Annotated in this window: 20 protein-coding genes; 7 read left to right on the top strand and 13 right to left on the bottom strand. The window is 43.7% G+C overall.

Annotated elements, in window-relative coordinates:
• Window positions 1-4: 4 nt before the first annotated feature.
• The 12 genes from ABXS85_RS17770 to ABXS85_RS17715 form a co-directional block, all read right to left on the bottom strand.
• Window positions 5-316 (bottom strand): 4a-hydroxytetrahydrobiopterin dehydratase, encoded by a 312-nt coding sequence (locus ABXS85_RS17770; RefSeq protein ID WP_353667862.1) that lies wholly within the window; start codon window positions 314-316, stop codon window positions 5-7.
• 214 nt (window positions 317-530) lie between these two features.
• Window positions 531-1,091, bottom strand: coding sequence for a YbhB/YbcL family Raf kinase inhibitor-like protein (locus ABXS85_RS17765; protein WP_353667861.1), 561 nt, complete (start codon window positions 1,089-1,091; stop codon window positions 531-533).
• Window positions 1,092-1,168: 77 nt separating this feature from the next.
• Window positions 1,169-1,984 (bottom strand): AraC family transcriptional regulator, encoded by an 816-nt coding sequence (locus tag ABXS85_RS17760; protein ID WP_353667860.1) that lies wholly within the window; start codon window positions 1,982-1,984, stop codon window positions 1,169-1,171.
• Between the two features lie 129 nt (window positions 1,985-2,113).
• A complete protein-coding gene (nudK, locus tag ABXS85_RS17755; RefSeq protein ID WP_353667859.1) occupies window positions 2,114-2,692 on the bottom strand; it encodes a GDP-mannose pyrophosphatase NudK in 579 nt (192 codons plus the stop codon).
• A gap of 384 nt (window positions 2,693-3,076) precedes the next feature.
• A complete protein-coding gene (locus ABXS85_RS17750) occupies window positions 3,077-4,525 on the bottom strand; it encodes an aldehyde dehydrogenase (RefSeq protein ID WP_353667858.1) in 1,449 nt (482 codons plus the stop codon).
• A gap of 28 nt (window positions 4,526-4,553) precedes the next feature.
• Complete coding sequence (locus ABXS85_RS17745; RefSeq protein ID WP_353667857.1) at window positions 4,554-5,342, bottom strand: coniferyl-alcohol dehydrogenase; 789 nt, start codon at window positions 5,340-5,342, stop codon at window positions 4,554-4,556.
• On the bottom strand, window positions 5,342-6,367 hold the full coding sequence (locus ABXS85_RS17740; RefSeq protein ID WP_353667856.1) for a branched-chain amino acid ABC transporter permease: 1,026 nt from the start codon (window positions 6,365-6,367) through the stop codon (window positions 5,342-5,344). Before ABXS85_RS17740 ends, ABXS85_RS17745 begins: the two co-directional genes overlap by 1 nt.
• A complete protein-coding gene (locus tag ABXS85_RS17735; RefSeq protein WP_353667855.1) occupies window positions 6,364-7,266 on the bottom strand; it encodes a branched-chain amino acid ABC transporter permease in 903 nt (300 codons plus the stop codon). The genes ABXS85_RS17740 and ABXS85_RS17735 overlap by 4 nt, the downstream gene beginning before the upstream one ends.
• A complete protein-coding gene (locus ABXS85_RS17730) occupies window positions 7,263-7,982 on the bottom strand; it encodes an ABC transporter ATP-binding protein (protein WP_353667854.1) in 720 nt (239 codons plus the stop codon). Before ABXS85_RS17730 ends, ABXS85_RS17735 begins: the two co-directional genes overlap by 4 nt.
• Window positions 7,969-8,715, bottom strand: coding sequence for an ABC transporter ATP-binding protein (locus ABXS85_RS17725; RefSeq protein WP_353667853.1), 747 nt, complete (start codon window positions 8,713-8,715; stop codon window positions 7,969-7,971). Before ABXS85_RS17725 ends, ABXS85_RS17730 begins: the two co-directional genes overlap by 14 nt.
• A 10-nt stretch (window positions 8,716-8,725) precedes the next feature.
• Window positions 8,726-10,018: an ABC transporter substrate-binding protein gene (locus tag ABXS85_RS17720; RefSeq protein ID WP_353667852.1), complete on the bottom strand. Its 1,293-nt coding sequence runs from the start codon at window positions 10,016-10,018 to the stop codon at window positions 8,726-8,728.
• 71 nt (window positions 10,019-10,089) lie between these two features.
• Entirely contained in the window at window positions 10,090-11,595 is a 1,506-nt protein-coding gene (locus tag ABXS85_RS17715) for an aldehyde dehydrogenase (protein WP_353667851.1), read from the bottom strand.
• Between the two features lie 152 nt (window positions 11,596-11,747).
• Here ABXS85_RS17715 and ABXS85_RS17710 point away from each other — a divergent pair, with 152 nt between their 5' ends.
• From ABXS85_RS17710 to ABXS85_RS17680, 7 genes are all read left to right on the top strand, one after another.
• On the top strand, window positions 11,748-12,638 hold the full coding sequence (locus ABXS85_RS17710; protein ID WP_353667850.1) for a helix-turn-helix domain-containing protein: 891 nt from the start codon (window positions 11,748-11,750) through the stop codon (window positions 12,636-12,638).
• A gap of 526 nt (window positions 12,639-13,164) precedes the next feature.
• Window positions 13,165-14,238 carry a TRAP transporter substrate-binding protein gene (locus ABXS85_RS17705; RefSeq protein WP_353667849.1) on the top strand — a complete coding sequence of 358 codons (1,074 nt, stop codon included), beginning with the start codon at window positions 13,165-13,167 and terminating at the stop codon, window positions 14,236-14,238.
• A 113-nt stretch (window positions 14,239-14,351) separates the two neighbouring features.
• Complete coding sequence (locus ABXS85_RS17700) at window positions 14,352-14,966, top strand: TRAP transporter small permease subunit (RefSeq protein WP_353667848.1); 615 nt, start codon at window positions 14,352-14,354, stop codon at window positions 14,964-14,966.
• Window positions 14,967-14,977: 11 nt separating this feature from the next.
• Window positions 14,978-16,327 (top strand): TRAP transporter large permease subunit, encoded by a 1,350-nt coding sequence (locus ABXS85_RS17695; protein WP_353667847.1) that lies wholly within the window; start codon window positions 14,978-14,980, stop codon window positions 16,325-16,327.
• A gap of 41 nt (window positions 16,328-16,368) precedes the next feature.
• On the top strand, window positions 16,369-17,526 hold the full coding sequence (locus ABXS85_RS17690) for an iron-containing alcohol dehydrogenase (protein WP_353667846.1): 1,158 nt from the start codon (window positions 16,369-16,371) through the stop codon (window positions 17,524-17,526).
• Between the two features lie 70 nt (window positions 17,527-17,596).
• The gene (locus ABXS85_RS17685; RefSeq protein WP_353667845.1) at window positions 17,597-19,093 is read left to right on the top strand and encodes a CoA-acylating methylmalonate-semialdehyde dehydrogenase; all 1,497 of its coding nucleotides are present in this window, start codon (window positions 17,597-17,599) and stop codon (window positions 19,091-19,093) included.
• Window positions 19,094-19,207: 114 nt separating this feature from the next.
• Window positions 19,208-19,978, top strand: coding sequence for an IclR family transcriptional regulator (locus tag ABXS85_RS17680; RefSeq protein WP_353667844.1), 771 nt, complete (start codon window positions 19,208-19,210; stop codon window positions 19,976-19,978).
• A gap of 283 nt (window positions 19,979-20,261) precedes the next feature.
• Here the strand turns inward: ABXS85_RS17680 and ABXS85_RS17675 are convergent, their stop codons facing one another.
• On the bottom strand, window positions 20,262-21,800 hold the full coding sequence (locus tag ABXS85_RS17675) for a hypothetical protein (RefSeq protein WP_353667843.1): 1,539 nt from the start codon (window positions 21,798-21,800) through the stop codon (window positions 20,262-20,264).
• Window positions 21,801-21,846: the final 46 nt, after the last annotated feature.

The raw sequence follows: 21,846 nt of genomic DNA, 5'->3' as shown, positions 1-21,846 counted from the left end.
ACTATTATTTAATAAACGCCTTGGCATAAGCATCCATTTGCTTTGCCATGTCTTCATCTTTGAGGGAGATACCAGAAACATCATGGGTCATGAGTTGGACTTTGACCCTGTTGTAAACATTAAACCATTCTGGGTGATGATTTATTTTTTCCGCATACAGGGCTGCCATAGACATAAAACCAAAGGCTGAGGCAAAATCGCTGAACACGAACTGCTTAGTGAGTTTTCCCTCCTCTAGAGACCAGCCATCACTGCCTGCGTTCAATTCTTCAATAAGCAACTGGATGTCAGCTTGTTCATATTGTTCTACTTGCATAACCCCTCCTTGCAATTCACTTATCAATTATAGGCAAAGAATCCTTCTACTGAGGCTATCATAAAAAAAACAAAGTGTACTATCCAAAAATGTACAATCCAAAAATGTACAATCCAAAAATGTACAATCCAAAAGTGTGCTATCCAGACCTATACTATCCAGAAAAGATATGAACAGGGTTCAAAAACCCCATTCATACCTTACCAAGATCAGCTTAACGCTTATAAAGGGCTTCCAGTGTCGCTGAGTCTAATGAATAGGCATTAATCATGTACCCCGTCAATGCACCTGAAGGATCCTCAGGCAAATCCAATGTCTGTGATAGTGCATGGACGGTAAATTGGTAACGGTGTGCACCATCACCTGGTGGAGGACAAGCGCCACCAAAACCAGTCACACCGTAATCATTACTGATTTGTCTGCTGCCTTTAGGTATGAAACGGTTATTGGCATTGCCTGCTCCAGATGGCAAGCTAGCAACATTGCTCGGAATATTTACCACCTGCCAATGCCACCAACCACTTCCCGTTGGCGCATCAGGGTCATAAACAGTGATCGCAAATGCTTTGGTGCCTTCTGGTGCACCACTCCATGAGAGCTGTGGCGACTGATTGCCTCCACTGCACCCAAAACCTTCAAATTCTTGAGCTTTTCCCATAAAGGAGCCATGTTCTATGTCGGCACTGTTTAGGGTAAATGACTCCGCCAATACCGAACCTGACATAAGCATGATGGACCAAAAATAACAACGCAATTTAACGGCTTTCATATTCATCTGTATTTCCTTTAAGCTGATTTAAAGACATTATCCTAGTCTTACTTGCCCTTTAACTTTAGTCCTTATTAGTCCATTTATTCGCCCAAAACCGTCAATCTGGTCTTTCTTAATGCGGTCGGAGTAATATCAAAAAGTTGTTTAAATTTGTCGGTAAAACGTGATTGGGATGCATAGCCGCACTTTTCCGCGATCAATCCAATGGGCTCAAAACTGGTCTGTACCAAGTGCAAGCCATAGCCTAGCCTTGCTCTGTCCTTAATCTGTTGCAAGCTCGCCCCTTCGGCCAGCAATTTGCGTCTTAGGGTAGACTCACTCATCGCCAACATGGAAGAGAGAGTCTCAGCACTCAAATCGTTTGACAGATCATCACTGATAATAGTGTGCACCTTATGACTTAAGGTCGGTGGCTCCACAATGGATCGTACCTGATCAAAATCCAGTGAAAGCAAAACATGCAGTATTTCTTGACGTCTAAGATGCCATAATTCCTTGGGAGCAAAAGCTGACCACTCAATAAACTGCTGTAATGTTTGCCTCAGCCGAGGCTCAATTGGCCCTTTAAAATACGCTTCTGAGCTATCTCTGTTTTGTCTGATTCCTTCAAAATCCGCATAGGAAAACTCAATTAATATAGCGAAGTACTCCACATCATTAGGTACATTTCTCATCGCAATATTGGGTGTATTGGAAAGAAAAACAAAACTTCCTGAAGGGCAATCTATTTCATTCTTTACCCCCAGTGTTTTATTGCCAGATAGGACAAAAATTAACAGCGGCTTAGCCACAGGAACATTCAGCATAAATTGTTCTGCTGATGAGGAATAAACAGAAAAAGGCAAATCTGCCCTTTCCTCTAACACACTTTTTGTGACTTCAATAAGTTTCTGCATGACAAGAACATCTTGATTAAAGCATCATAAAAATGACGCTTTTATAATTAGAACACCCAAACCTTGAAACCATAGTGCAAAAATAACAAAGATTACTATGCACTTAAATTACTATGCACTTAAAATGACTTAACAAAGCCCCTGTAATTGTGCATATTGCAGTAACATAATGGTTTTTCCGTCTTTGATTTCCCCTGCCGCTACCATTTCAAGTGCTTTGGTCAATTCAAGTTCCAATACTTCAATGTGTTCTTGCTCTTCGTCTAGGCCACCACCTGCCGACACTTTCATGGCATCATGGTATTCAGCAACAAAAAAATGCAGTACCTCGGTCACCGAACCCGGTGACATATAAGCTTCATAGACTTTTTTCACCTTCTCAAGGCGAAATCCTGTTTCTTCTTCCGCTTCTTTGCGAATGCATTCTTCTGGGTTATCTTCGTCCAGCAAACCAGCACAGGTTTCGATCAACATGCCATCAGAATTGCCATTCACATAGCTGGGTAAACGAAATTGACGGGTTAAAATAACCGTGCGTTTTTGAGGATGATACAGCAAGATGGTTGAGCCATTGCCTCTATCATAAGCTTCTCTTTCATGGCGCTCCCATTCTCCTTTTGGGTTCTGGTAGTCATAAGAATATTTATTTAGGGTATACCAGTTATCGGATAACAAGGTTTTTTCCACATTTCTTATCTTACCGCTCATCGCCGTCTCCTGTTTATGAGGTCATTGCCATTCTAACGAAAAACAGCAATTTCTTAACAGCCCCACGGCAATTAAGTCACATTCCTCTTTCTCCATAACGGGAGATAAGGTTTTCCAACCCCACTTTGTCAGAGCTTTCGCTCATTTTTAGACACATCAACAAGGAAGCAAAAGTCACATAATTTGTGACTATCCAGACAAAGCCCAATTGCTTCTTCTGGCGCTGTTAATCTGACCGTCTTTTTTTGCTAACCAGCGGTTTTTCTTGGCAGCGAGACTAGATTTGGTAGAACTCTTATTTAGAGACCCAAATACACATGAAGAGTAAGGTGGTCAAAGTGAAGTGTTCAATAAAACTGTTTCACTTGACCACCAAATTAATCCTTAGAAAGGATAATGCTGTGCTGGATCTTCAATAGTAATCCAACGAAGATCCGTGAATTCGGCAATCCCTGCTTTGCCACCAAAACAACCATAGCCCGAATCACCAACGCCTCCAAACGGCATTTGTGGTTCATCAGCCAAAGTTGGTCCATTAATGTGACAGATACCGCTTTTTATCGCATTAGCACAAGCCAGCGCTCGATTTATGTTTTGCGAGAACAGAGCCGCCGATAAGCCATACTCACTATCATTAGCTACTTTAATGGCTTCTGCATCGCCATTGACACGTATAATCGACTTCACTGGACCAAAACTTTCTTCACTGTAAATGCGCATTTGATCATTTACACCATCCAATAGAGTCGCTGAGAAAATCGCACCATCATTTTCTCCGCCACAAACTAACTTAGCCCCTTTTGCTAGAGCATCGTCTATCAAGTGGCGCATTTTATCTGCCGACTCAGGGTTTACCAGAGAACCAAGAACAACCTGATCACGAGGGTTCCCCCAAGGTAATTTCGACGCTTTTTCCACCAGCAAAGCAACAAACTCATCTGCGATGCTGTCATCCACAATAAGTCGTTCCGTCGACATACAAATTTGTCCTTGGTTCATAAAAGCCCCAAAGATTGCAGCGTTCACTGCGCCCTCAATGTCCGCATCGGACAATACAACCAATGGCGCTTTACCGCCTAATTCAAGCAAAGCAGGTTTTAAGTTTTCTCCCGCTAAGCGACCAATTACACGCCCTACTGAGCTGGATCCAGTAAAGTTCACATGGCGCACTTCTGGTGCCTCAATCAATGCCTTCACTATCTCTGCTGCATCACTTGGATCATTTGATAGCAAATTAACCACCCCAGCAGGAAAACCGGCTTCGATAAAGCAATCAATGATTAATCTGTGGGTCTGTGGACAACACTCCGAGCTTTTAAGAATAACGGTATTACCACAGGCCAGCGGTGTGGCAATCGCACGGGCACCCAGAATAACGGGTGCATTCCAAGGCGCTATAGCCAAACACACACCCTTGGGTTTGTTTACTGACATGGCTAGGGTTCCCGGTTTATTGGCTGGAATCACCTCGCCCCCTACTTGTGTCGTTAATGCTGCTGCTTCACGAATATGGTCTGCCGCAAGTTTGACATTAAAGCCTGCCCAAGGGCCGGTTGCTCCAGTTTCAGTGAGCATTGCACTGATAAAATCATCTGTTCTTGATTGCAAAATATCTGCGGCTTTATTTAACAAAGCTCGACGCTCAGCAGGAGCAACTGTTGACCAGTTGGTAAAAGCTTCATCTGCCGCTTTGGCAACACTCGCCACATCTTCTAATGAAGCAGCCGCACAGACAGACGCCACCTCTCTGGTAACTGGATCCAAACGGGTATAAGTCTTTGCATTGCTTGCCAAACTGTCTTTACCACCAATGCTTAATAAAACGGTTGTCATTACGTGACTCCTTTCTAGGTATTAAAGGTTATAGGTTAAATTGTTCAATAGTTAACGAGGCTTCTAAGCCGCCGTCAGTGGCAAGATTATTGCCATTAATCCAGCGCGCAGCATCAGAGCATAGAAAGAGAATGGCCGGGGCAATGTCCCCAACCTTACCAGCACGCCCTACACGCTCAACATCGGAATTCACTCTCTCATCACCTAGTACTTGACGAAATTGAGTCAATATGGGGGTTTCTACTGGACCAGGAGATACCGCATTGACACGAATGTGACGAGATCTAAAAGATTCCTGTTGGCAAGCCAACATGGTCCACACTAAAAGAACCTCTTTTGAAATTGGGTAGCCAGCTTCATTTGGAATATTGAAATCTTTCACCACCTGATGGGCATCAGGGAAACCGGACAACTTAGCAATAGCACTGGCACCTTGACTGCTTTCTCTCCAGCCAAAACCTGCTATCGACGCGACATTGACTATGCAACCACCCGTTCGAAGTTTCGAAATCAGACCTTCTGACAATGCCTTCAGGCCAAAAAAATTAATCGCCAGTGTCTTAGCTGCACCTGATTGACCAGACACACCAGCGATATTACACAAGGCATCAAGGTCAGCAGGTAGTTGCAGAATCAGTTGATCTACTCCCTCTTGCGAAGAGATATCAGCCTCTATAAAACGCCCGATGACTTGCTCTGGCTTCACCAGATCAATGCCAATCACCTCAGCTCCCATTTGTGCAGCAAGCTCTGCGGTGCGTCGGCCAATACCACTGGAGACGCCTGTTATGACAATGGTTTTACCGAATAACATCATCACTCACTCCTACTTGTTATTTTATTTTTAGGGCTTAATTGGTTTAATGTTTCCTCTGTTACTTGGTAGCCTACTGAAACAAGACGTAGCCCCCAACGTGACTCAATCGCTCCCCACAGCCCTTTTGGAAAAAATAAAGAGCAGAGAACAGCAACCCCACCCAAGCCCACCAGATACCAAACGCCCGTATCGGCAAACCATGTTTCTACGGCAAAAAACAATAAAGCGCCAAGAATCGCACCTTCAAAACGTCCAATGCCACCGACAAGCACCATGAAAATCATGTAAGCGGTCCATTGCACGGAAAAATAGGTTTTAGGTTGGAAAGATAGTGCTTGTGCTAACCATAAGGCTCCAGCCAATGCCGTACCAAAGGCGGCAAAAATAAAGAACCACTTTTTGACGGTTTGGGCATCGACACCAATCGAGTCAGCCGCTTCCTCATTATCACGAATAGCTTGCATCGCGATGCCAGCTTTTGAACGTAGTAGATAAAAAAGTCCAATTAACAACCCAGACATGCAGATTAACGCAGCAAGATAAATCAACACACGACGCGTTTCTATTTGATAAACATTCAGGGAAATCAATGAGGTGCCCGTTTCCCCTTGTATTAAGGGATCAAGATTCACCAACAAATGTCCAACCGAAGCTAATACCCACATGCCAATACCAAATTCAGCCGCTTTTAAGCGCAACATAAACTTAGAAATTGGCCAACTAAGCAAACCGACCAGAACCGCTGCCATGAATACGGCAGTAAAAGGAGGCATCCCCAGATGAGCTAAACGGATAGTGGCGTAGGCCCCTAAGCCAAAAAATAATTGCTGGCCAATTGATACCAAGCCCCCAAAACCCGCTAAGGTATTCCACATGGCCGCCATTATGATGTAAATAAACAGTACAGTAAGTCGTTCTAAGACATTATCTGATGCCATAAAGGGAGTAATGATTAGTACCATTAATAACAGCATGACAGTGATAATAGTCACCTTTGAATAGGCATTTGAGCGTTTAATAATCATTGCGATTCACCCTTACTCTTTTTGCCGAGCCAATGTCCTAAATTAAAAAAGTCACGATTGAGGTAAATTCTGACGAATAAAAACAGTAAGAAAACAAAATGACCGCCTAAGAGAAAGCCTTGAGGATGGATCAAAGCACCAATACTTTGCGCTATCGCCAATACAATGCCGCCAAGAAATACTCCCCATAGAGACCTCACACCGCCGATAATGGTTGCTTCAAACGCAAATAAGAGCTGTGGCGCACCAGCATAGGCATCAAAAGTCCCTCTTAACCCTAACGCACTCCCCGAAATAGCCACTGTCATCATGGCAATCGCTGCGGCAATCGCTGCCGTTTTACGAGCATCAATACCGACCAGTCCCGCGGTATCAGAATCAAACGCCGTCGCTCGAATTTGTCGCCCAAGAGAAGTAAAACGCAACACAAAATCCAATCCGCCAATCACGATAATCGCAGTAACAAAAATGATCACGGGCAGCTTGCCAATCCATAGGTCAAACAATTGATAGGATTCCCAACTTAAGTCGCCGACATAAGATGCTAGGGTACGAGTGTTGGCGCCAAAGTGTTGGAATAATAAGTTATCAATAACAATCGAGAGACCAAAGGTACTCAACACCGGCAATAGTTCTCCCCCCTTAGTAGCACGCTCTAAAATAGCGCGCTGTAATAACCAACCAATCATCGCCATGATGGGCAATACTATTAATAGAGAAATAAAAGGGGATAAGGCTTGGGCATCGGTAATTATCCACACCAGATAAGCACTTAAAATGGCCAGTGAGCCGTGCGCTAAATTAATGATGCGCATGACTTGAAACATAAAGGCCAGACCACAGGCAATCAGCGCATAATAGCCACCTAACAAAATCGCTTGTACCAGACTATGAATCATGAGGCCTCCTGCGTCGCATTATTTTGCAAACCAAAATAGGCCTGAGTAATTTCATTGCGATTGGTTTCTTCCGTGAGTTTATCCAACACAATTCGACCTTCCAGCATACAAACAGCTCGTTCAGCAAAGCTTATTGCCCTATCTAATGCTTGCTCTACTAGGATAATCGTGGTGCCGCTACCACGCAGTTTTTCTATTGAGGCATACACTTGATCAACCACTAAGGGAGATAAACCTAGACTCACCTCATCTAAAATCAGCAGTTCTGGGTTGGACATCAAAGAACGACCAATGGCGGTAGCTTGTTGCTCGCCTCCCGATAAACTGCCCGCTTTGGCATGACGCCGTTTGACTAAATTAGGAAAGGTTGCAAATATACGTTCGAGATCCCAGTCCCCTGTTCTATTGGTGGACTTTCCTAATAATAAATTCTCTTCTATGGTCATCTCAGCAAACAAACGACGCCCTTCCGGCACCAGTGATAATCCTTGTTTGACTCGATCACAAGAAGGCAAGTGCGTAATGGGCTGATCTTTAAAAGACAAGGTTCCGGAGTGAATCGGTAAAGCGCCAGCAATGGCTCGTAACATAGTAGATTTACCGGCACCATTGGCACCGATCAGCGCAATTTTTTCGCCCTGCTTAACATCTAAGGATACCCCGCGCACTGCTCTAAATTGCCCATAACGTACATCTAAGTCTTTAACCGACAACATCAATGCTCCCCCCCATGTAAGCTTTTATTACGGCTTGATCAGACATCACAGCTTGAGGATCACCTTGCGCAATGATCTGGCCGTTATCCATGCAAATGAGACGTTTAACGACGCGCAGCAAAATATGCACAATGTGTTCAATCCACACTATGCCAATACCGCGCTCTTTTAAGATCAAAATGGTATCCACTAATGCGAGGGCTTCGGCCTCAGTGAGACCGCCACCAATTTCATCCAAAAACAAAAGCTTAGGTTGCGTGGCCAAAGCACGAGCTAATTCCAACCGCTTACGATCTAACAGACCTATGCTGTCTGCATCCCGATTAGCAAGGTGCAACATACCGCATAACTTGATTGACTCTAACGCTATGTCGTAAGCCTCTTCACGATTTTTTGTCGCCGCATGAATCGCCGCGACAAAAACATTTTCAAACACAGTAATGCCCGAAAAGGGCTTGGGAATTTGATGTGTTCTAACCAATCCCTGCTTCGCCCGTTGACGAGCTGGAGAATGGGTAATGTTTTGATTATTAAGAATAATCTCGCCTTTACTTGGGGCCTGGGCTCCCGACAAAACACTCAACAAGGTAGACTTTCCTGCCCCATTAGGCCCAACGATGCCAATGGCATCGTTGGTGTCCATAGCGAAATCAATTCCATTCAACACTTGCACTCGACCGAACGACTTATGAAGTCCTGTCGCTTGTAGTTGTGAATAAGAGATATTTTCCACGGAATACTCCCTAACGGTTATAAGGGAGAAGTTTGTGACTAACAGGTACATTTGTATCTGTTGCATTTTCAGTAATCACATAATCCAATTTATGTTTTCCTGTCCCTTTCACCCATTGCGCCCCCAAAATTGGACCAGGCGATACATTAGGCACGGGGCCAGAGGTAAAATCGACCTTTCCGCCTATGGTTGTCACGTTTAATGTGGCAATCGCATCGCGAATATCCGCATGTGATTTGGGGTTTTTAGCGCGCTTTAAGGCTTCCGTGGCGGCATCCAATAAGGATAAGGTTGCTCCTAGCTGTTGAGTCCATTGCTCACCTGTCTCTTGCTCCCATAAATCCGCCAGCTGCGTACCATTTTGGCCGGTTAATGTCGAAGTGTATGGAAAGCTTTTATGCCAATAGGCAGCAGAAGCAATTTTTAGCCCTAATGACCCTAGCACTTCAATGTCTGCAGGAAACAATCCCGTCTTAGCCACTTGGATAATCTTTACCTGACGATTAAGCCCCTGTTGTGCAGCCTGACGCCAGAAAGCCGCAAAATCCGGTGGAATTGGGAAAGTATTAATAATTTCAACTTTTTCTGCTTTGAATTTTGCAATCTGACTGGAAAAGTCTGTTGTCCCTGTTTCGTAGGCACCCGGGTCTATGACCGTATAGCCCGCTTCTTTAAAGCGTGGCACTAAAGCCCTACGAATCGCACTGCCATCCGCATCATTTGGGTACATTACACCCAGTTTTTTATTGGTATCGAGTAATGACCATTGAGACATATAGGCTCTGTAGAATTCATCCGTTCCAAAGCCAAAATGATAAGTCCATTTAAACGGACTAGGTTCACCCGGTTTCGCACCACGACCGTAATACCAAGCTTCCCATGGCATCACTGTGGATAAGGTAGGAACCCCAGCGGCTTCACCAGCATCGGCCACTGGGTTAATAACTTCTGGGGTTGAAACCGCCAGCATCAAATCCACTCCTTGGTTAATCAGTTCCTTCGCTAATTGACCTGCTCGTGCCGGATCCGATTGGCTATCACGATCAAGAATATTGATCTTGTAATGCTTTCCTTGAATGGTCATACCATCTTCCAAAGCTTTACGAGCTTGCTCCAAAATAAAACCATCGGTTTTACCAAAGCTAGCAAGCGGCCCTGTCCTTGGACTAATAAAACCTATATTAATGGTATTGTCGTCTGCCGCTGCGACATGACTAGATAAAATCAAGCCAGTAGCCACTAATGCCGAAGTCAGTAACTTGGACAATCCAGTCTTAAGACAATTTCGTTTATTAGTTTTCATAAAAACCTCTTGTTATTTTTTTAGTTAAGGTATTTTTATTGACTTAATTCCATGCTCTTAAAACACCACAATTAAGCCTGTCGGTTCACTGTAATCCAGCGCACCTCGGTAAACTCATCAACACAGGCGTCGCCGCCAAAACGACCATAACCGCTCGACTTAAGTCCACCGAACGGCATGTAAGGATCATCTTTTACCGTGGCACCATTAATATGACAGATGCCAGATTCAAGCTGATCCACTAACCTTTCAGCTAATGCCAAGTCATTGGTAAAAATTGCTGCCGTTAAGCCATACTCACAATCATTTGCTACCGTAATGGCTTCTTCTGGAGAATCAACGCGATAGATACCTGCAATGGGACCAAAGCTTTCCTCTGAATAAATGCGCATCATGGGGGTGATATGATCAAGTAGCGTCGCATCTATGAATTGCCCACGACGGGACGCTCCTGTTAGTAAGCTAGCGCCTTTATCTATGGCATCGTCAATCAGCGCAGATAACCGCGAGACAACATAAGGGCTGGCAACAGGACCAAGCCTTACTCCTTTACGACGTGGATCTCCAGCCACTAATTGAGCAGCGATATCAGTCAATAGGCTAATAAATTCATCGGCGATACTTTGCTCGACTATGATTCTGTCCGTTGCCATACAAATTTGACCTTGATTGAGAAAAGCTCCGTAGGCAGCCTCTTTCGCAGCCAAAGCTAAATTGGCATCTTTCAATACAATTAAAGGCGACTTGCCTCCCAGTTCTAAAAGGCAACGTTTGAGATATTTGGCAGCAATACCGGCAATGATTTTTCCCACTCGAGTGGAACCCGTAAAGTTCACTCGACGTATCGATGGATTTGAAATTAAGCTAGTAATTACTTCTTCGGAATGTTCTGGGGCATTCGTTATGGCCCCGATCACACCATTTGGAATACCAGCTTCATGTAGCAACTCAGCTAACAACACATGAGCACCAGGAGAAAGTTCAGACGTTTTTAAGATCACCGTATTACCAAAGGCAAGGGGAAATACGACGGCTCTCATACCAAGTGCGATAGGTGCATTCCATGGCGCAATGGCAAGACAAACGCCTGCGGGTTTACGAACAATATAAGAGTCTTGAGTTTGATGAAATGCACTCTGCTGAGAGTGGACTGAAACTTTTTCTGTTGTGGATTGATTAGATTGGTGGAATACAGCAAGATCTACAGCAGCATCAATGGCCTCAATAGCCACTTCAATATTAAAGTCTACCCATTCATGGGTTGCACCAATCTCCCTCAACATACAATCAGCAAAGCGATCGCGATATTTAGGCATCAGAGATTTAGCGCGTCGTAAAATGGCTGCTCGTTCCTCAACCTGAAGCGCTGACCAAACGGGGAAACTTGCCGTTGCAACAGCGATCATATGCTCCGCGTCTTCACGCCGTCCACCCGCCACGTGAGAAGCAAGCAAATCATTGCTTGGGTCCAGGCGATCAAAATAGCTTCCAGACATGGCTGGCTGGTACTGACCATCAACGAATAAATTCACCTCAGGAACAGAACAAGACCCCAAGCTTTCACTGGCAATATTCAAAATGTCATGCTCCCTATTATTAGATTTTTTTGTAGGTAGATGAGCTAATAACAAAAGACTAACAGTTATCTTTCTGATAAAAATGTCAATTTATGGGTTATTATTGTTAAATAATGGTTTATTGATGGGTATTTTTCATAAAAGGTTAGAAAATGCTGACGAATATTATTGGCTCTATGGTGCGCTTTGAAGAAATCCAACCAGGATTACAAGCTCGTACTTTTAGCGCTGGCACTGGTAATTTTACTGACTTTAATTTGATTGGAGTGGTACAGCGAGGTGATATTTCTATCCTCTATAAAGACGAACAACACTCTGTCATGGAGTCCTCAATCTTTTGTCTGCCCCACAAAGCCATTGCAAAAATTTTAGTGCCCGCTGGCAGTCAAATTTGGCTGATTGGCTACAGCAATGAATTGACCAATTTGGTTATGGGAACAGAATTGGATAGCACTAAGCTAGAAATCTTAATGCAGCAACTGACTCTTACCCAGTGTCAGAAAAGCGATATTTATGACGTTTTTTTCCCTCTGTTAAAGCTGCTGAATTTGGAAATAAGCTTTACCAAAAACCGCTCTCAAACCATCATTTGTGCCATCATTCGTATTTTGCTTATCAACACCTATCGTCTCACTAATATCCAATCCATTAAACTAAATGACTCACCGGATGAATTGGTGTTACAGCGTTTTAGACAGCTTGTGGAAATCGAATTTAAAAACCGTAAAACCGTGCGTTATTACTGTCAGGAACTGAATGTCACCTATGATAGATTGCACGCTATTTGCCAACGCAACCTACAAAAACCGCCATTACACTTGATCAACAACCGTGTGCTGATAGAAGCCACTACCCGTTTAAAAAAAGCGTCTGATTCGGTACAAACGATTGCCAATCAATTGGGTTATAACGATGCCAGCCAATTTAGCCATTTCTTTAAAAAAGAAACCGGTCTATCCCCTAATCAATTCCGTAAAAACAACGCCGCAATAGGTTCTATAAAAAGATCTCATTACGAATACAACTTTTCAGACTGGCCTTAAGCATACAAATGGTCATTTGAGCCCGAGTGTCAAAACAGAGAAAGAGGCAAGAACACTGATTCGCACCCTCCCTAGAGGATGCGAAAAGGGTTATACATTTTGTAGACAAAGGTTTCTATGAAGAGCAATAAAGCCTAATCCTCGAATCGCAATGGTTTCGCCATAAATCACCATCAAGTTCCATTCTGTTTGGGACAAATCATAAACTTAAGTTTGTTGTCAGCACTATCAAGATCCATTTCTAGATTAGATCAAATTCAAAAATTTTCTCACTTCTTAGTATCACTTTAACGATCATAAAAATTTCTTAAAAACCATTTTAAATCAAACGCATACATAGATATTTACGAAAAGTAAACGCATCGAAAAAACATTATATCGATACATTTCATATCATTTTAACAAAAATTTAGTTGACTATTTGGAAATGTTTAATAATGATAAATATCGTATCGATATGGCAATTTAGTGTGAAAATATAAAAATAATTTCCAGCTTCAAACTGGTACACTTACGAGGTAAAGTCATGCAACCTATAACTACGTCAATCAAAAAGTCCCTAGCGACCATCGCTGTCGCGTCTGTTATTGCTTCCACCACCACACTTGCGTATTCCGCTGAAGACAAGGTTCGGTGGAAAGTTCAAGCTGTTTTTGGCACACATTTACCGGGACTTGGTGACCCTATTAAGTTCGTCGCAGAAGATATAAAAGCGGCATCTGACGGACAAATTCAATTTAAAGTTTACGAGCCAGGCAAGTTAGTTCCACCATTTGCTATAACTGAGGCGGTTAAGAACAACCAAATTAGCGCTGGCTACGCATGGCTCGCTTATGATCAAGGAAAAATTCCAGCATCGGCTCTTTTATCTGCGGTTCCTTTTGGCATGGAGCCTTGGGAATTTGCCAGTTGGTGGTATGAAGGAGAAGGTAAACAGCTAGCTGAATCCCTATACGCTAAACATAATATTCACCCTGTTTTGTGTAGCGTAATAGGCCCAGAAACGGCAGGTTGGTTTAAACACCAAATTCATTCATTGGACGACCTAAAAGGCCTCAAAATTCGATTTGCAGGTCTTGGCGGCAAGGTACTTCAAAAAGCAGGGGCTTCCGTCACAGTTATTCCTAGTGGCGAAATATTTCCTGCACTTGAAAAGGGTTCTATTGACGCGACAGAGTTCTCAATGCCCGCTATTGACCAGATTATGGGCTTCGACAAAATCGCTAAAAACAACTATTTCCCGGGCTGGCATCAACCCTTTACAGCCTCTCACTTAATTATAAACAAAGAAGTCTGGGACAAGCTTTCCAAATCAACCCAAGCCACTATCGATATGGCTTGTACAGCGGGCACTTTTAGAGCCTTAACTCATGGTGAAGCACTGCAAGGAAAAGTTCTTGCTGGTTTTAAAGACAAAGGCGTAACAGCGAGAAAACTGGATCCAGCGCTACTAGAAGGTCTGAAAGAAATTACTGATGATTTGATGCAAGAATTATCTCAACAAGATGCCGATTTCAAACGCATTTATGACTCACAACAAGCGTTCAGAAACGACTACCATTCTTGGCGTAAACTTGCCTACCTTCCCATCGAGCCTTAACTCCTCTCGATATAGCCCTTCTTGGGTCGAATACAGCCTGTTTTTAGTGTAACGGCTGTATTCGTTCTCAAGAGCCACGTTATGCATCTGCTTTAACTATGGAGAGCTCCATTATGAATGCTCAAGATACACCTGACGATCAATTATTCGTCGACTCTTCTATCGACTCTAATGAGAAGCAATTACCAGAGACACAAGTGTCTAAATTCATTGATCAAATTATTTACTACGTTGGTCAAACGATTTCTTGGATCTGGGTTTTATTACTACTGGTCATTGTTCTTAACGTATTTATGCGATATGCCCTAGGCGAAGGAAGAATCGAATTTGAGGAATTGCAGTGGCACCTGTATGCCACAGGTTGGATGATTGGATTGTCTTACTGCTTTGTGCGAGACAAGCATGTACGAGTGGATATTCTCCGTGACTGTATGAGCCTCAAGACACAAGCTTGGATTGAGCTTTTGGGTATTCTGTTCTTACTACTGCCTTTTATCGGAGTGGTCATTTGGTACTCCATTCCATTCATTCATTATTCTTGGGAACTTAACGAAGTATCCGCAGCACCCGGAGGACTGCCCTATCGATGGGTAATCAAATCCGTTCTACTGTTTGGCTTTATCTTGCTCAGTCTAGCGGTTCTATCTCGCCTTTCTAGAATCTGTTCATTGCTGTTTATGAAATCCGCTAAACCTTTATCTAAGCCATCTCAGATGGCAAACGTATAGGAGTGTATGAAATGGAAATCAACGAAATTCTCGCGATAGCAATGTTCTCCACTTTTATACTTCTGCTGTTTTGTGGTTTTCCTGTCGCTTGGGTAATGGGTGGTGTTGCGATTTTCTTTGCTGTCATTGCCATGTTAGCTGACAACTTGTTAGACGCATTTATCGGTATCGATTGGAATTATGTATCCATTGTTATCCCTAGAATTTGGTCAGTAATGACCAATTGGGTTTTGGTCGCTCTGCCCATGTTTGTATTTATGGGTCTTATGTTGGATAGATCTGGGGTCGCTGAGGACTTAATGAGCAACCTTGCCAGTCTTTTTGGCAAGGTTCGCGGGGGACTTGCTGTCACTGTTACCTTTGTCGGTTTATTACTCGCCGCTTCGACAGGCATTATTGGCGCTTCCGTGGTATTGCTGGCGGTATTAGGTGTTCCTTTGATGATGAGAGAGGGCTATAGCAAGGAGCTTGCATGCGGAACGGTTTGCTCGACAGGAACATTGGGGATTCTGATTCCTCCAAGCATTATGCTTGTAATGATGGGTGACCGTATTGGCCTTTCTGTCGGCGATCTATTCCTTGGCGCACTCTTCCCAGGAATTTTACTCGCCGCCCTATACATCACCTATATCATGCTTTATGCATGGCTAAAACCTAGCGCAGCTCCCGCGCCTAAAGACAGTCCAAAAGTTAGTTTTAGATTGCTATTAAACGTACTTAAAGCTGTATTCCCTACCGCGCTTCTGATCCTAGCCGTATTAGGTTCAATCTTCTTTGGCATTGCTACACCGACTGAAGCATCGGGAGTTGGAGCATTAGGAGCAACATTACTAGCGATAAGTAAAGGCAGACTGTCTTTGCCTGTCTTACAAGCAGTAGGCCGGGATACGACACAAACGACAGCATTTATTTTCGCGCTGCTCTTGGGAGCAACGGCTTTTTCTCTCGTTTTTAGAGGTCTAGGTGGAGATGAGCTTATTGAGAGTGCGCTCTCGAGTCTGCCGTTTGGCCCGACGGGTATTGTGATCTGTATTTTGCTGGCAACCTTCATTTTAGGCTTCTTTCTAGATTGGATTGAGTTAACCCTGATCATTCTGCCTCTTGTTGCGCCAGTCGTATCGAACCTTGGCTTTGATCTCGTCTGGTTCACTATCTTGTTCGCCGTTTGTTTACAAACTTCTTTCTTAACACCGCCTGTAGGTTTTGCTCTTTTTTACCTAAAAGGTGTTGCACCAAATGGCATTAGCCTAGGTCATATATATCGCGGAGTGATGCCCTTTATCCTGATCCAGTTACTTGGCTTATCCATAGTTTTCTATTGGCAAAGCATTGTGACCTGGTTACCAGAAATGGCCTATTAAGCCTTTATGCCTTAAATCAACAAGGAACCATTGGAGTTTATATGTCAACGCAAATTATATTGCCCCGCATTTTACAGGTGGGTGAAAAAGTCTCGCGCCAACTTCCTGTGATTTTGAGCGACTTAAACTGTAAAAAACCACTGATAGTAACAGACAAAATGATGGTCAGTCTGGGCTACATTCAAACCATCACAGCTGACCTTATGGCACACAAGATCGACTGTGACGTATTTGACAACACTGTCCCCGAGCCCACAGAGGCTTCGATTATGGACGGCGTCGAAAAAGTAAGGCAGGGAGATTATGATGCCATTGTCGCTGTTGGCGGTGGTAGCCCCATTGATAGTGCAAAAGCCATTTCCATTTTAGGCAAGTTTGGTGGCACTATGCGCGATTATAAATTCCCCCGTTTAGTCAACGAGACTGGGCTACCTATTATCGCGATTCCGACGACCGCTGGTACAGGTTCGGAAGTCACAAAATTTACCATCATTACCGATGAAACCTGTGACGAAAAAATGCTCTGCGTTGGGGTGGGATTTATGCCTGTGGCCGCCTTAATAGACTTCAGCCTCACATTAAGCTTACCCCCCAGAGTAACCGCTGATACGGGAATAGACGCACTCACACATTCGATCGAGGCCTATGTCAGTCAGAAATCAAATGACTATAGCGACGCACAAGCATTAGCGGCCATGCGCTTAATTGGACCTAACCTGCGTACAGCCTTCAAAGATGGTCAGAACAAAGCAGCACGAAAAGCCATGATGCTAGGCTCTACTTTGGCAGGCATTGCCTTTTCAAATGCGTCTGTCGCACTAGTACATGGAATGAGCCGACCAATTGGTGCTTTTTTCCACGTACCCCATGGCTTATCAAATGCCATGTTACTTCCTACCGTAACCGCTTACTCTATTCCATCTGCTCCAGAACGCTACGCTGACTGCGCTAGAGCCATTGGTGTGGCAAAAGAGACCGACTCAACAGAAAGCGCCACCGATAAGCTTCTTACTGAGCTCGCTGCCATCAATGAAGAACTTGAAGTTCCGTCACCTAGAGAGTTTGGTATTAGCAAAGATAGCTTCTTTGAGCTCATGCCTCTCATGGCTTCGCAAGCACTTGCATCAGGTTCCCCAGGCAATAACCCACGAGTGCCAAATGAATCTGAAATTGTGGAGCTGTACCAACAACTCTGGTAGCTCAATGTCTCAAGCAAGGGATTATCAAGTTCAACTTAAAAATTAAATACACAACTTAAAGGACAAAAAAATGACAACTCTCGGACACTTTATTGATGGTCGTCCAATACTTAATGGACAACATAGTCAGGCGGTATTTAACCCTGCAACAGGTACATCAGAAAAACAAGTACTACTGGCAACCAAAGCAACAGTGGAAGATGCCATTCTTGCAGCGCAGCAGGCTTATCCTGAGTGGCGCAATACGCCACCAATCAAACGTGCTCGAATCATGTATAAATTCAAAACCTTGTTAGAGGAAAACGCTGATAAGATTTGCCGTCTTATCGGTGAAGAGCATGGCAAGATTGCCCATGATGCAATGGGGGAATTACAACGTGGTATAGAAAATGTGGAATACGCCTGTGGAGTACCAGAGCTTTTAAAAGGCGAGCACAGCAAAAATGTAGGACCGAATATCGACTCATGGAGTGAGTTTCAACCTTTGGGCGTTGTTGCCGGTATTACTCCTTTTAACTTCCCGGTAATGGTGCCTCTTTGGATGTTTCCAATGGCGATTGCTACAGGTAACACATTTGTTCTTAAACCTTCAGAGCGAGATCCATCTTCGACACTATTCATAGCAGAACTCCTCCATCAAGCGGGACTACCAAAGGGTGTTCTAAATGTCGTTAATGGCGGTAAAGAAGCAGTTGATACATTACTTCATGATCAAAGAGTAAAAGCCGTCAGCTTTGTAGGATCCACTCCCATAGCAGAATACATTTACCAAACAGCAACCGCCAATGGCAAACGTTGTCAGGCCCTTGGTGGAGCGAAAAATCATGCGATTGTTATGCCGGATGCGGATATGGAGAGCACGGTGAATCAGCTTCTCGGAGCAGCCTTTGGATCATCTGGAGAGCGCTGCATGGCACTTTCTGTTGTCGTTGCCGTAGGAGATGAAGCGGCAGATAAACTCGTATCTGGACTAAGTCAGGCCATGCAACCTCTTAAGGTCGGTACCTACTCAGACAATCAAAATGATTTCGGTCCAGTTATCACCAAACAGCATCAAGAAAAAGTAATTGGCTATATTAATAGCGCCGAACAAGACGGTGCCCATGTGGTGGTAGATGGTCGACAAGTAAAAGTTGAAGGTTATGAAGATGGCTACTTCGTCGGCGCAACACTGATTGATCGAGTATCGAAAGAAATGCAAAGCTATCAAGAAGAGATTTTTGGCCCCGTCTTACAAGTGTTAAGAGTCGCATCCATGGAAGAAGCGATGACTCTGATAAACGAACATGAATACGGAAACGGCACTTGCATATTTACCCGTGATGGAGAAGCTGCTCGATATTTCTCTGATCATATAGAAGTTGGAATGGTTGGCATTAATGTCCCATTGCCTGTCCCCGTGGCATATCACAGCTTCGGTGGCTGGAAACGCTCCCTATTTGGTGACCTACATGCTTATGGACCAGATTCAGTTCGCTTCTATACAAAGCGAAAAACCATAACACAACGTTGGCCAAGTGCGGGGGTAAGAGAAGGCGTCTCTTTTTCTATGCCAACAATGAAATAACTGCTCGACTATTCAAAGCCGTACATTGTGCGGCTTTCTTTTCTTATTACTTATTTTTTAATTCAACTGAGCTCACTATAATGGATGCCATCAAGAATTTAAGGATGCTTATTAATGACACAAGAGAAACGTCGAGAAAAAGGTTCAAATATCGCTCGAGTTCTAGAAATAATTGAAGCTGTAGCCAATGCCGAGCGCCCGCTCAGCCCCGCAGATTTATCTATCCAACTAGATATTCCCAAACCCAGTGTACACAGACTCGTACAGCAATTAGAAGCGGACGGTTTTTTACAAACCAATATGCGCGGCTTACTCGTTCCTGCAGATCGTCTTCACTCTATGGCACTAGGTATTCTTTACGCAAGCCAGTTTAAATCACAACGTCAGGCAATTCTTAAAAATGTCGCCGATAAAATTGGCGAAACTTGTGGCATATCCATCCCTGATGGAATTGACATGATCTACTATGATCGAGTCCAGACAAATTGGCCGTTACAAATCCATCTTCCCGTTGGCAGCCATACCCCCGTATGGTGCACAGCCAGTGGAAAACTTTACCTTAGCTCTCTTAATAAAGAGCGCCGTCAACGCATACTGAATAACTTGCCTCTGCAAAAAATGGCGCGAAATACTCAAACCAATATCAGCGCACTTGACAAAGAGATCGAGCGCATCGCTTTAGAACAAAAGTCTGTTGATAATGAAGAGTTTATCGATGGAATGGTTGCCTTCGCTGTTCCTATAAAAGACAAACAGGGACGACTTTTTGCCTGCTTGTTTACCCATGCCCCAGTAATACGAACCAGTCTTGAAGATTTGCTCAAACATGAAACTCTACTGATTGAAGCTGCGCAGGAATTAGGCACTCTAATTGGCGAGAACTAAAGCCTTAGCTAAAAATAGCATGGCGTTTCTTGCCGGAAACGCCATTGTTCAAGATCGACGAGACTCATTCAGCTAACTAAATAGCAATAACACAAAATTTGTTACAGCCTCGTCAATGATTCCCCTAAGCCATTGAAAATATTAACCACTTAAGATGGATGGCCTGTTAAGAACTTCCTATTAAGAGCTGCTCTCCTAGATGCCTGCTTTCGCAGGCATGGCATTTTTGTTCGTGGTTCGTGGTTCCTCGATATCTAAACACTCTACTCAAACACCTCACACTCTACTCTAACACCTCGAATTTGGCTTTTTTGTACTGTGGCATAGCCATGCCGACGTTGGCGTTGATGTAGGTAGGATCGGCGATGGTGTAGGTTTTCCCTTGGTATTTGAAGCTGTCGCCACGGATGTTGTGCGAGAGGGCGACGGCGGTGGCGAAGTGGTTGGAATATTTGAGTCCAACCACGTCTAACCCTAAAAGACTTTTGACTAAGGCTTGGAACATAATGCTTCTGTCTTCGCAGTCACTGTATGGGAAGTAGAGGGTTTCGTCGGGGAACATAACTTTCTCTTGCGAGAATTGATCGCCGTCGGTTTTGTACTCGAACGCGGTTTGGGTGAATCTCAGTAGGAAGTTCACGGCTTCAAGTTCACTCATGCCATCTAGATGTACGGATAGGTCTTTGAGTAGGGAGTTATTGATCTGTCTTGAGTTGCTAGCGTCTAAATAGATTCGATAATCCGATTGAGGTAGGCTGTTGTAGAAAGACACCAAGGTCTTAGAGTACGCCGCATTAATGCTGTATGAGCGTTTTTCAAAGTCAAAGGTTAGCGTTTTCCGCTGTATGTCGTTGTCGATTCGAAGCGGCTTTTTGACTTCGAAAGAAAGCTTATGATTGGCGTTTGGGTAGTTCCCAGCGTAAGTATACAGGTTTTTCAGTCGCTGGCTTTTCGTTGATGTTAACTGATTGTTCTTTAGTAAGTAGTACCTTGCGTTGTCGATATTAAAAAACTGTACGCTATACAAGTTGTGTTGCATAGCAGAAAGCAAGTACACATTGCGCTTGTCGTAACCCACTTTTAGGTCATAGCCCATTTTCACCATGATAAACCAAGTGAATAGGTTAGCTTGGTTTTGATCTTTGTAGAGAGTCTCTCCAACTTCTTGGATAAAAAGGTATTTTGCCCAGTCGTTTAGTGCTAGGGCTTCCATGTAGTCTTTCATCTGAGATTCCAATGTTTGGTATTTGGATTTACTCAGTTGATCCCATGCCCTGCTGATGCCTTCGTTATTCACTTTTCTAAAGCGGAATAAAAGACTTCTGTCATAGTTAAGCGTGATGTTTTCGCCATAGAAGTTAAAGCGAACCTTTCTTTCATCCTCTTCTATTCTAGGTGGCACTTTAACTGATGGTGTCGCGGTTTGTATCGGCTTAACTTTTATATCGACTTTTGGCGATTGCTTAAGCTCTTCTTTATCAAGGGGTTTTTGCTTTCTGACAATAGGATAGCTGGTGGGCTTGGGTACTTCGTAGGGTGCTGACGACCTGATGGCATTAAATTCTTGCCATGATTGTTGAAGAAGCTCGGCAAACTCATCATCTATTGATTTCTTAAACGCATAAAAGTCTTCGTCTACCGATTTCTTAAAGCGGTCGAAATCCTCCAACATGTCTTCTTCAAAGTTGTCGAACTTTGAGCTTTTTTTATTGTTTTTAAACTCCGACTCTAACTCCGCGAATGGGTCTGAGTTTGCAAAAGCAGGCTGAGCTGCTATCAATGGTTGAGCAAGTAGTAATGTAGCGAGAATAAGCTTTTTCATGTCAATAGTTCGATCCCTTTAACAAATACCACAATAGTAAGAAAGG

The organism is Marinomonas sp. THO17, assembly GCF_040436405.1.
In the GTDB taxonomy this organism is placed as follows: domain Bacteria; phylum Pseudomonadota; class Gammaproteobacteria; order Pseudomonadales; family Marinomonadaceae; genus Marinomonas.
The sequence above is the reverse complement of the archived record's forward strand: the minus strand, read 5'-3'. Positions and strand labels throughout refer to the sequence as shown.

What these genes read in the sequence shown, in the direction of transcription:
- ABXS85_RS17770 (WP_353667862.1), bottom strand. Translation starts at nt 316, where the DNA reads ATGCAAGTAGAACAATATGAACAAGCTGACATCCAGTTGCTTATTGAA.
- ABXS85_RS17765 (WP_353667861.1), bottom strand. Translation starts at nt 1,091, where the DNA reads ATGAATATGAAAGCCGTTAAATTGCGTTGTTATTTTTGGTCCATCATG.
- ABXS85_RS17760 (WP_353667860.1), bottom strand. Translation starts at nt 1,984, where the DNA reads ATGCAGAAACTTATTGAAGTCACAAAAAGTGTGTTAGAGGAAAGGGCA.
- nudK (WP_353667859.1), bottom strand. Translation starts at nt 2,692, where the DNA reads ATGAGCGGTAAGATAAGAAATGTGGAAAAAACCTTGTTATCCGATAAC.
- ABXS85_RS17750 (WP_353667858.1), bottom strand. Translation starts at nt 4,525, where the DNA reads ATGACAACCGTTTTATTAAGCATTGGTGGTAAAGACAGTTTGGCAAGC.
- ABXS85_RS17745 (WP_353667857.1), bottom strand. Translation starts at nt 5,342, where the DNA reads ATGATGTTATTCGGTAAAACCATTGTCATAACAGGCGTCTCCAGTGGT.
- ABXS85_RS17740 (WP_353667856.1), bottom strand. Translation starts at nt 6,367, where the DNA reads ATGATTATTAAACGCTCAAATGCCTATTCAAAGGTGACTATTATCACT.
- ABXS85_RS17735 (WP_353667855.1), bottom strand. Translation starts at nt 7,266, where the DNA reads ATGATTCATAGTCTGGTACAAGCGATTTTGTTAGGTGGCTATTATGCG.
- ABXS85_RS17730 (WP_353667854.1), bottom strand. Translation starts at nt 7,982, where the DNA reads ATGTTGTCGGTTAAAGACTTAGATGTACGTTATGGGCAATTTAGAGCA.
- ABXS85_RS17720 (WP_353667852.1), bottom strand. Translation starts at nt 10,018, where the DNA reads ATGAAAACTAATAAACGAAATTGTCTTAAGACTGGATTGTCCAAGTTA.
- ABXS85_RS17710 (WP_353667850.1), top strand. Translation starts at nt 11,748, where the DNA reads ATGCTGACGAATATTATTGGCTCTATGGTGCGCTTTGAAGAAATCCAA.
- ABXS85_RS17705 (WP_353667849.1), top strand. Translation starts at nt 13,165, where the DNA reads ATGCAACCTATAACTACGTCAATCAAAAAGTCCCTAGCGACCATCGCT.
- ABXS85_RS17700 (WP_353667848.1), top strand. Translation starts at nt 14,352, where the DNA reads ATGAATGCTCAAGATACACCTGACGATCAATTATTCGTCGACTCTTCT.
- ABXS85_RS17695 (WP_353667847.1), top strand. Translation starts at nt 14,978, where the DNA reads ATGGAAATCAACGAAATTCTCGCGATAGCAATGTTCTCCACTTTTATA.
- ABXS85_RS17690 (WP_353667846.1), top strand. Translation starts at nt 16,369, where the DNA reads ATGTCAACGCAAATTATATTGCCCCGCATTTTACAGGTGGGTGAAAAA.
- ABXS85_RS17685 (WP_353667845.1), top strand. Translation starts at nt 17,597, where the DNA reads ATGACAACTCTCGGACACTTTATTGATGGTCGTCCAATACTTAATGGA.
- ABXS85_RS17680 (WP_353667844.1), top strand. Translation starts at nt 19,208, where the DNA reads ATGACACAAGAGAAACGTCGAGAAAAAGGTTCAAATATCGCTCGAGTT.
- ABXS85_RS17675 (WP_353667843.1), bottom strand. Translation starts at nt 21,800, where the DNA reads ATGAAAAAGCTTATTCTCGCTACATTACTACTTGCTCAACCATTGATA.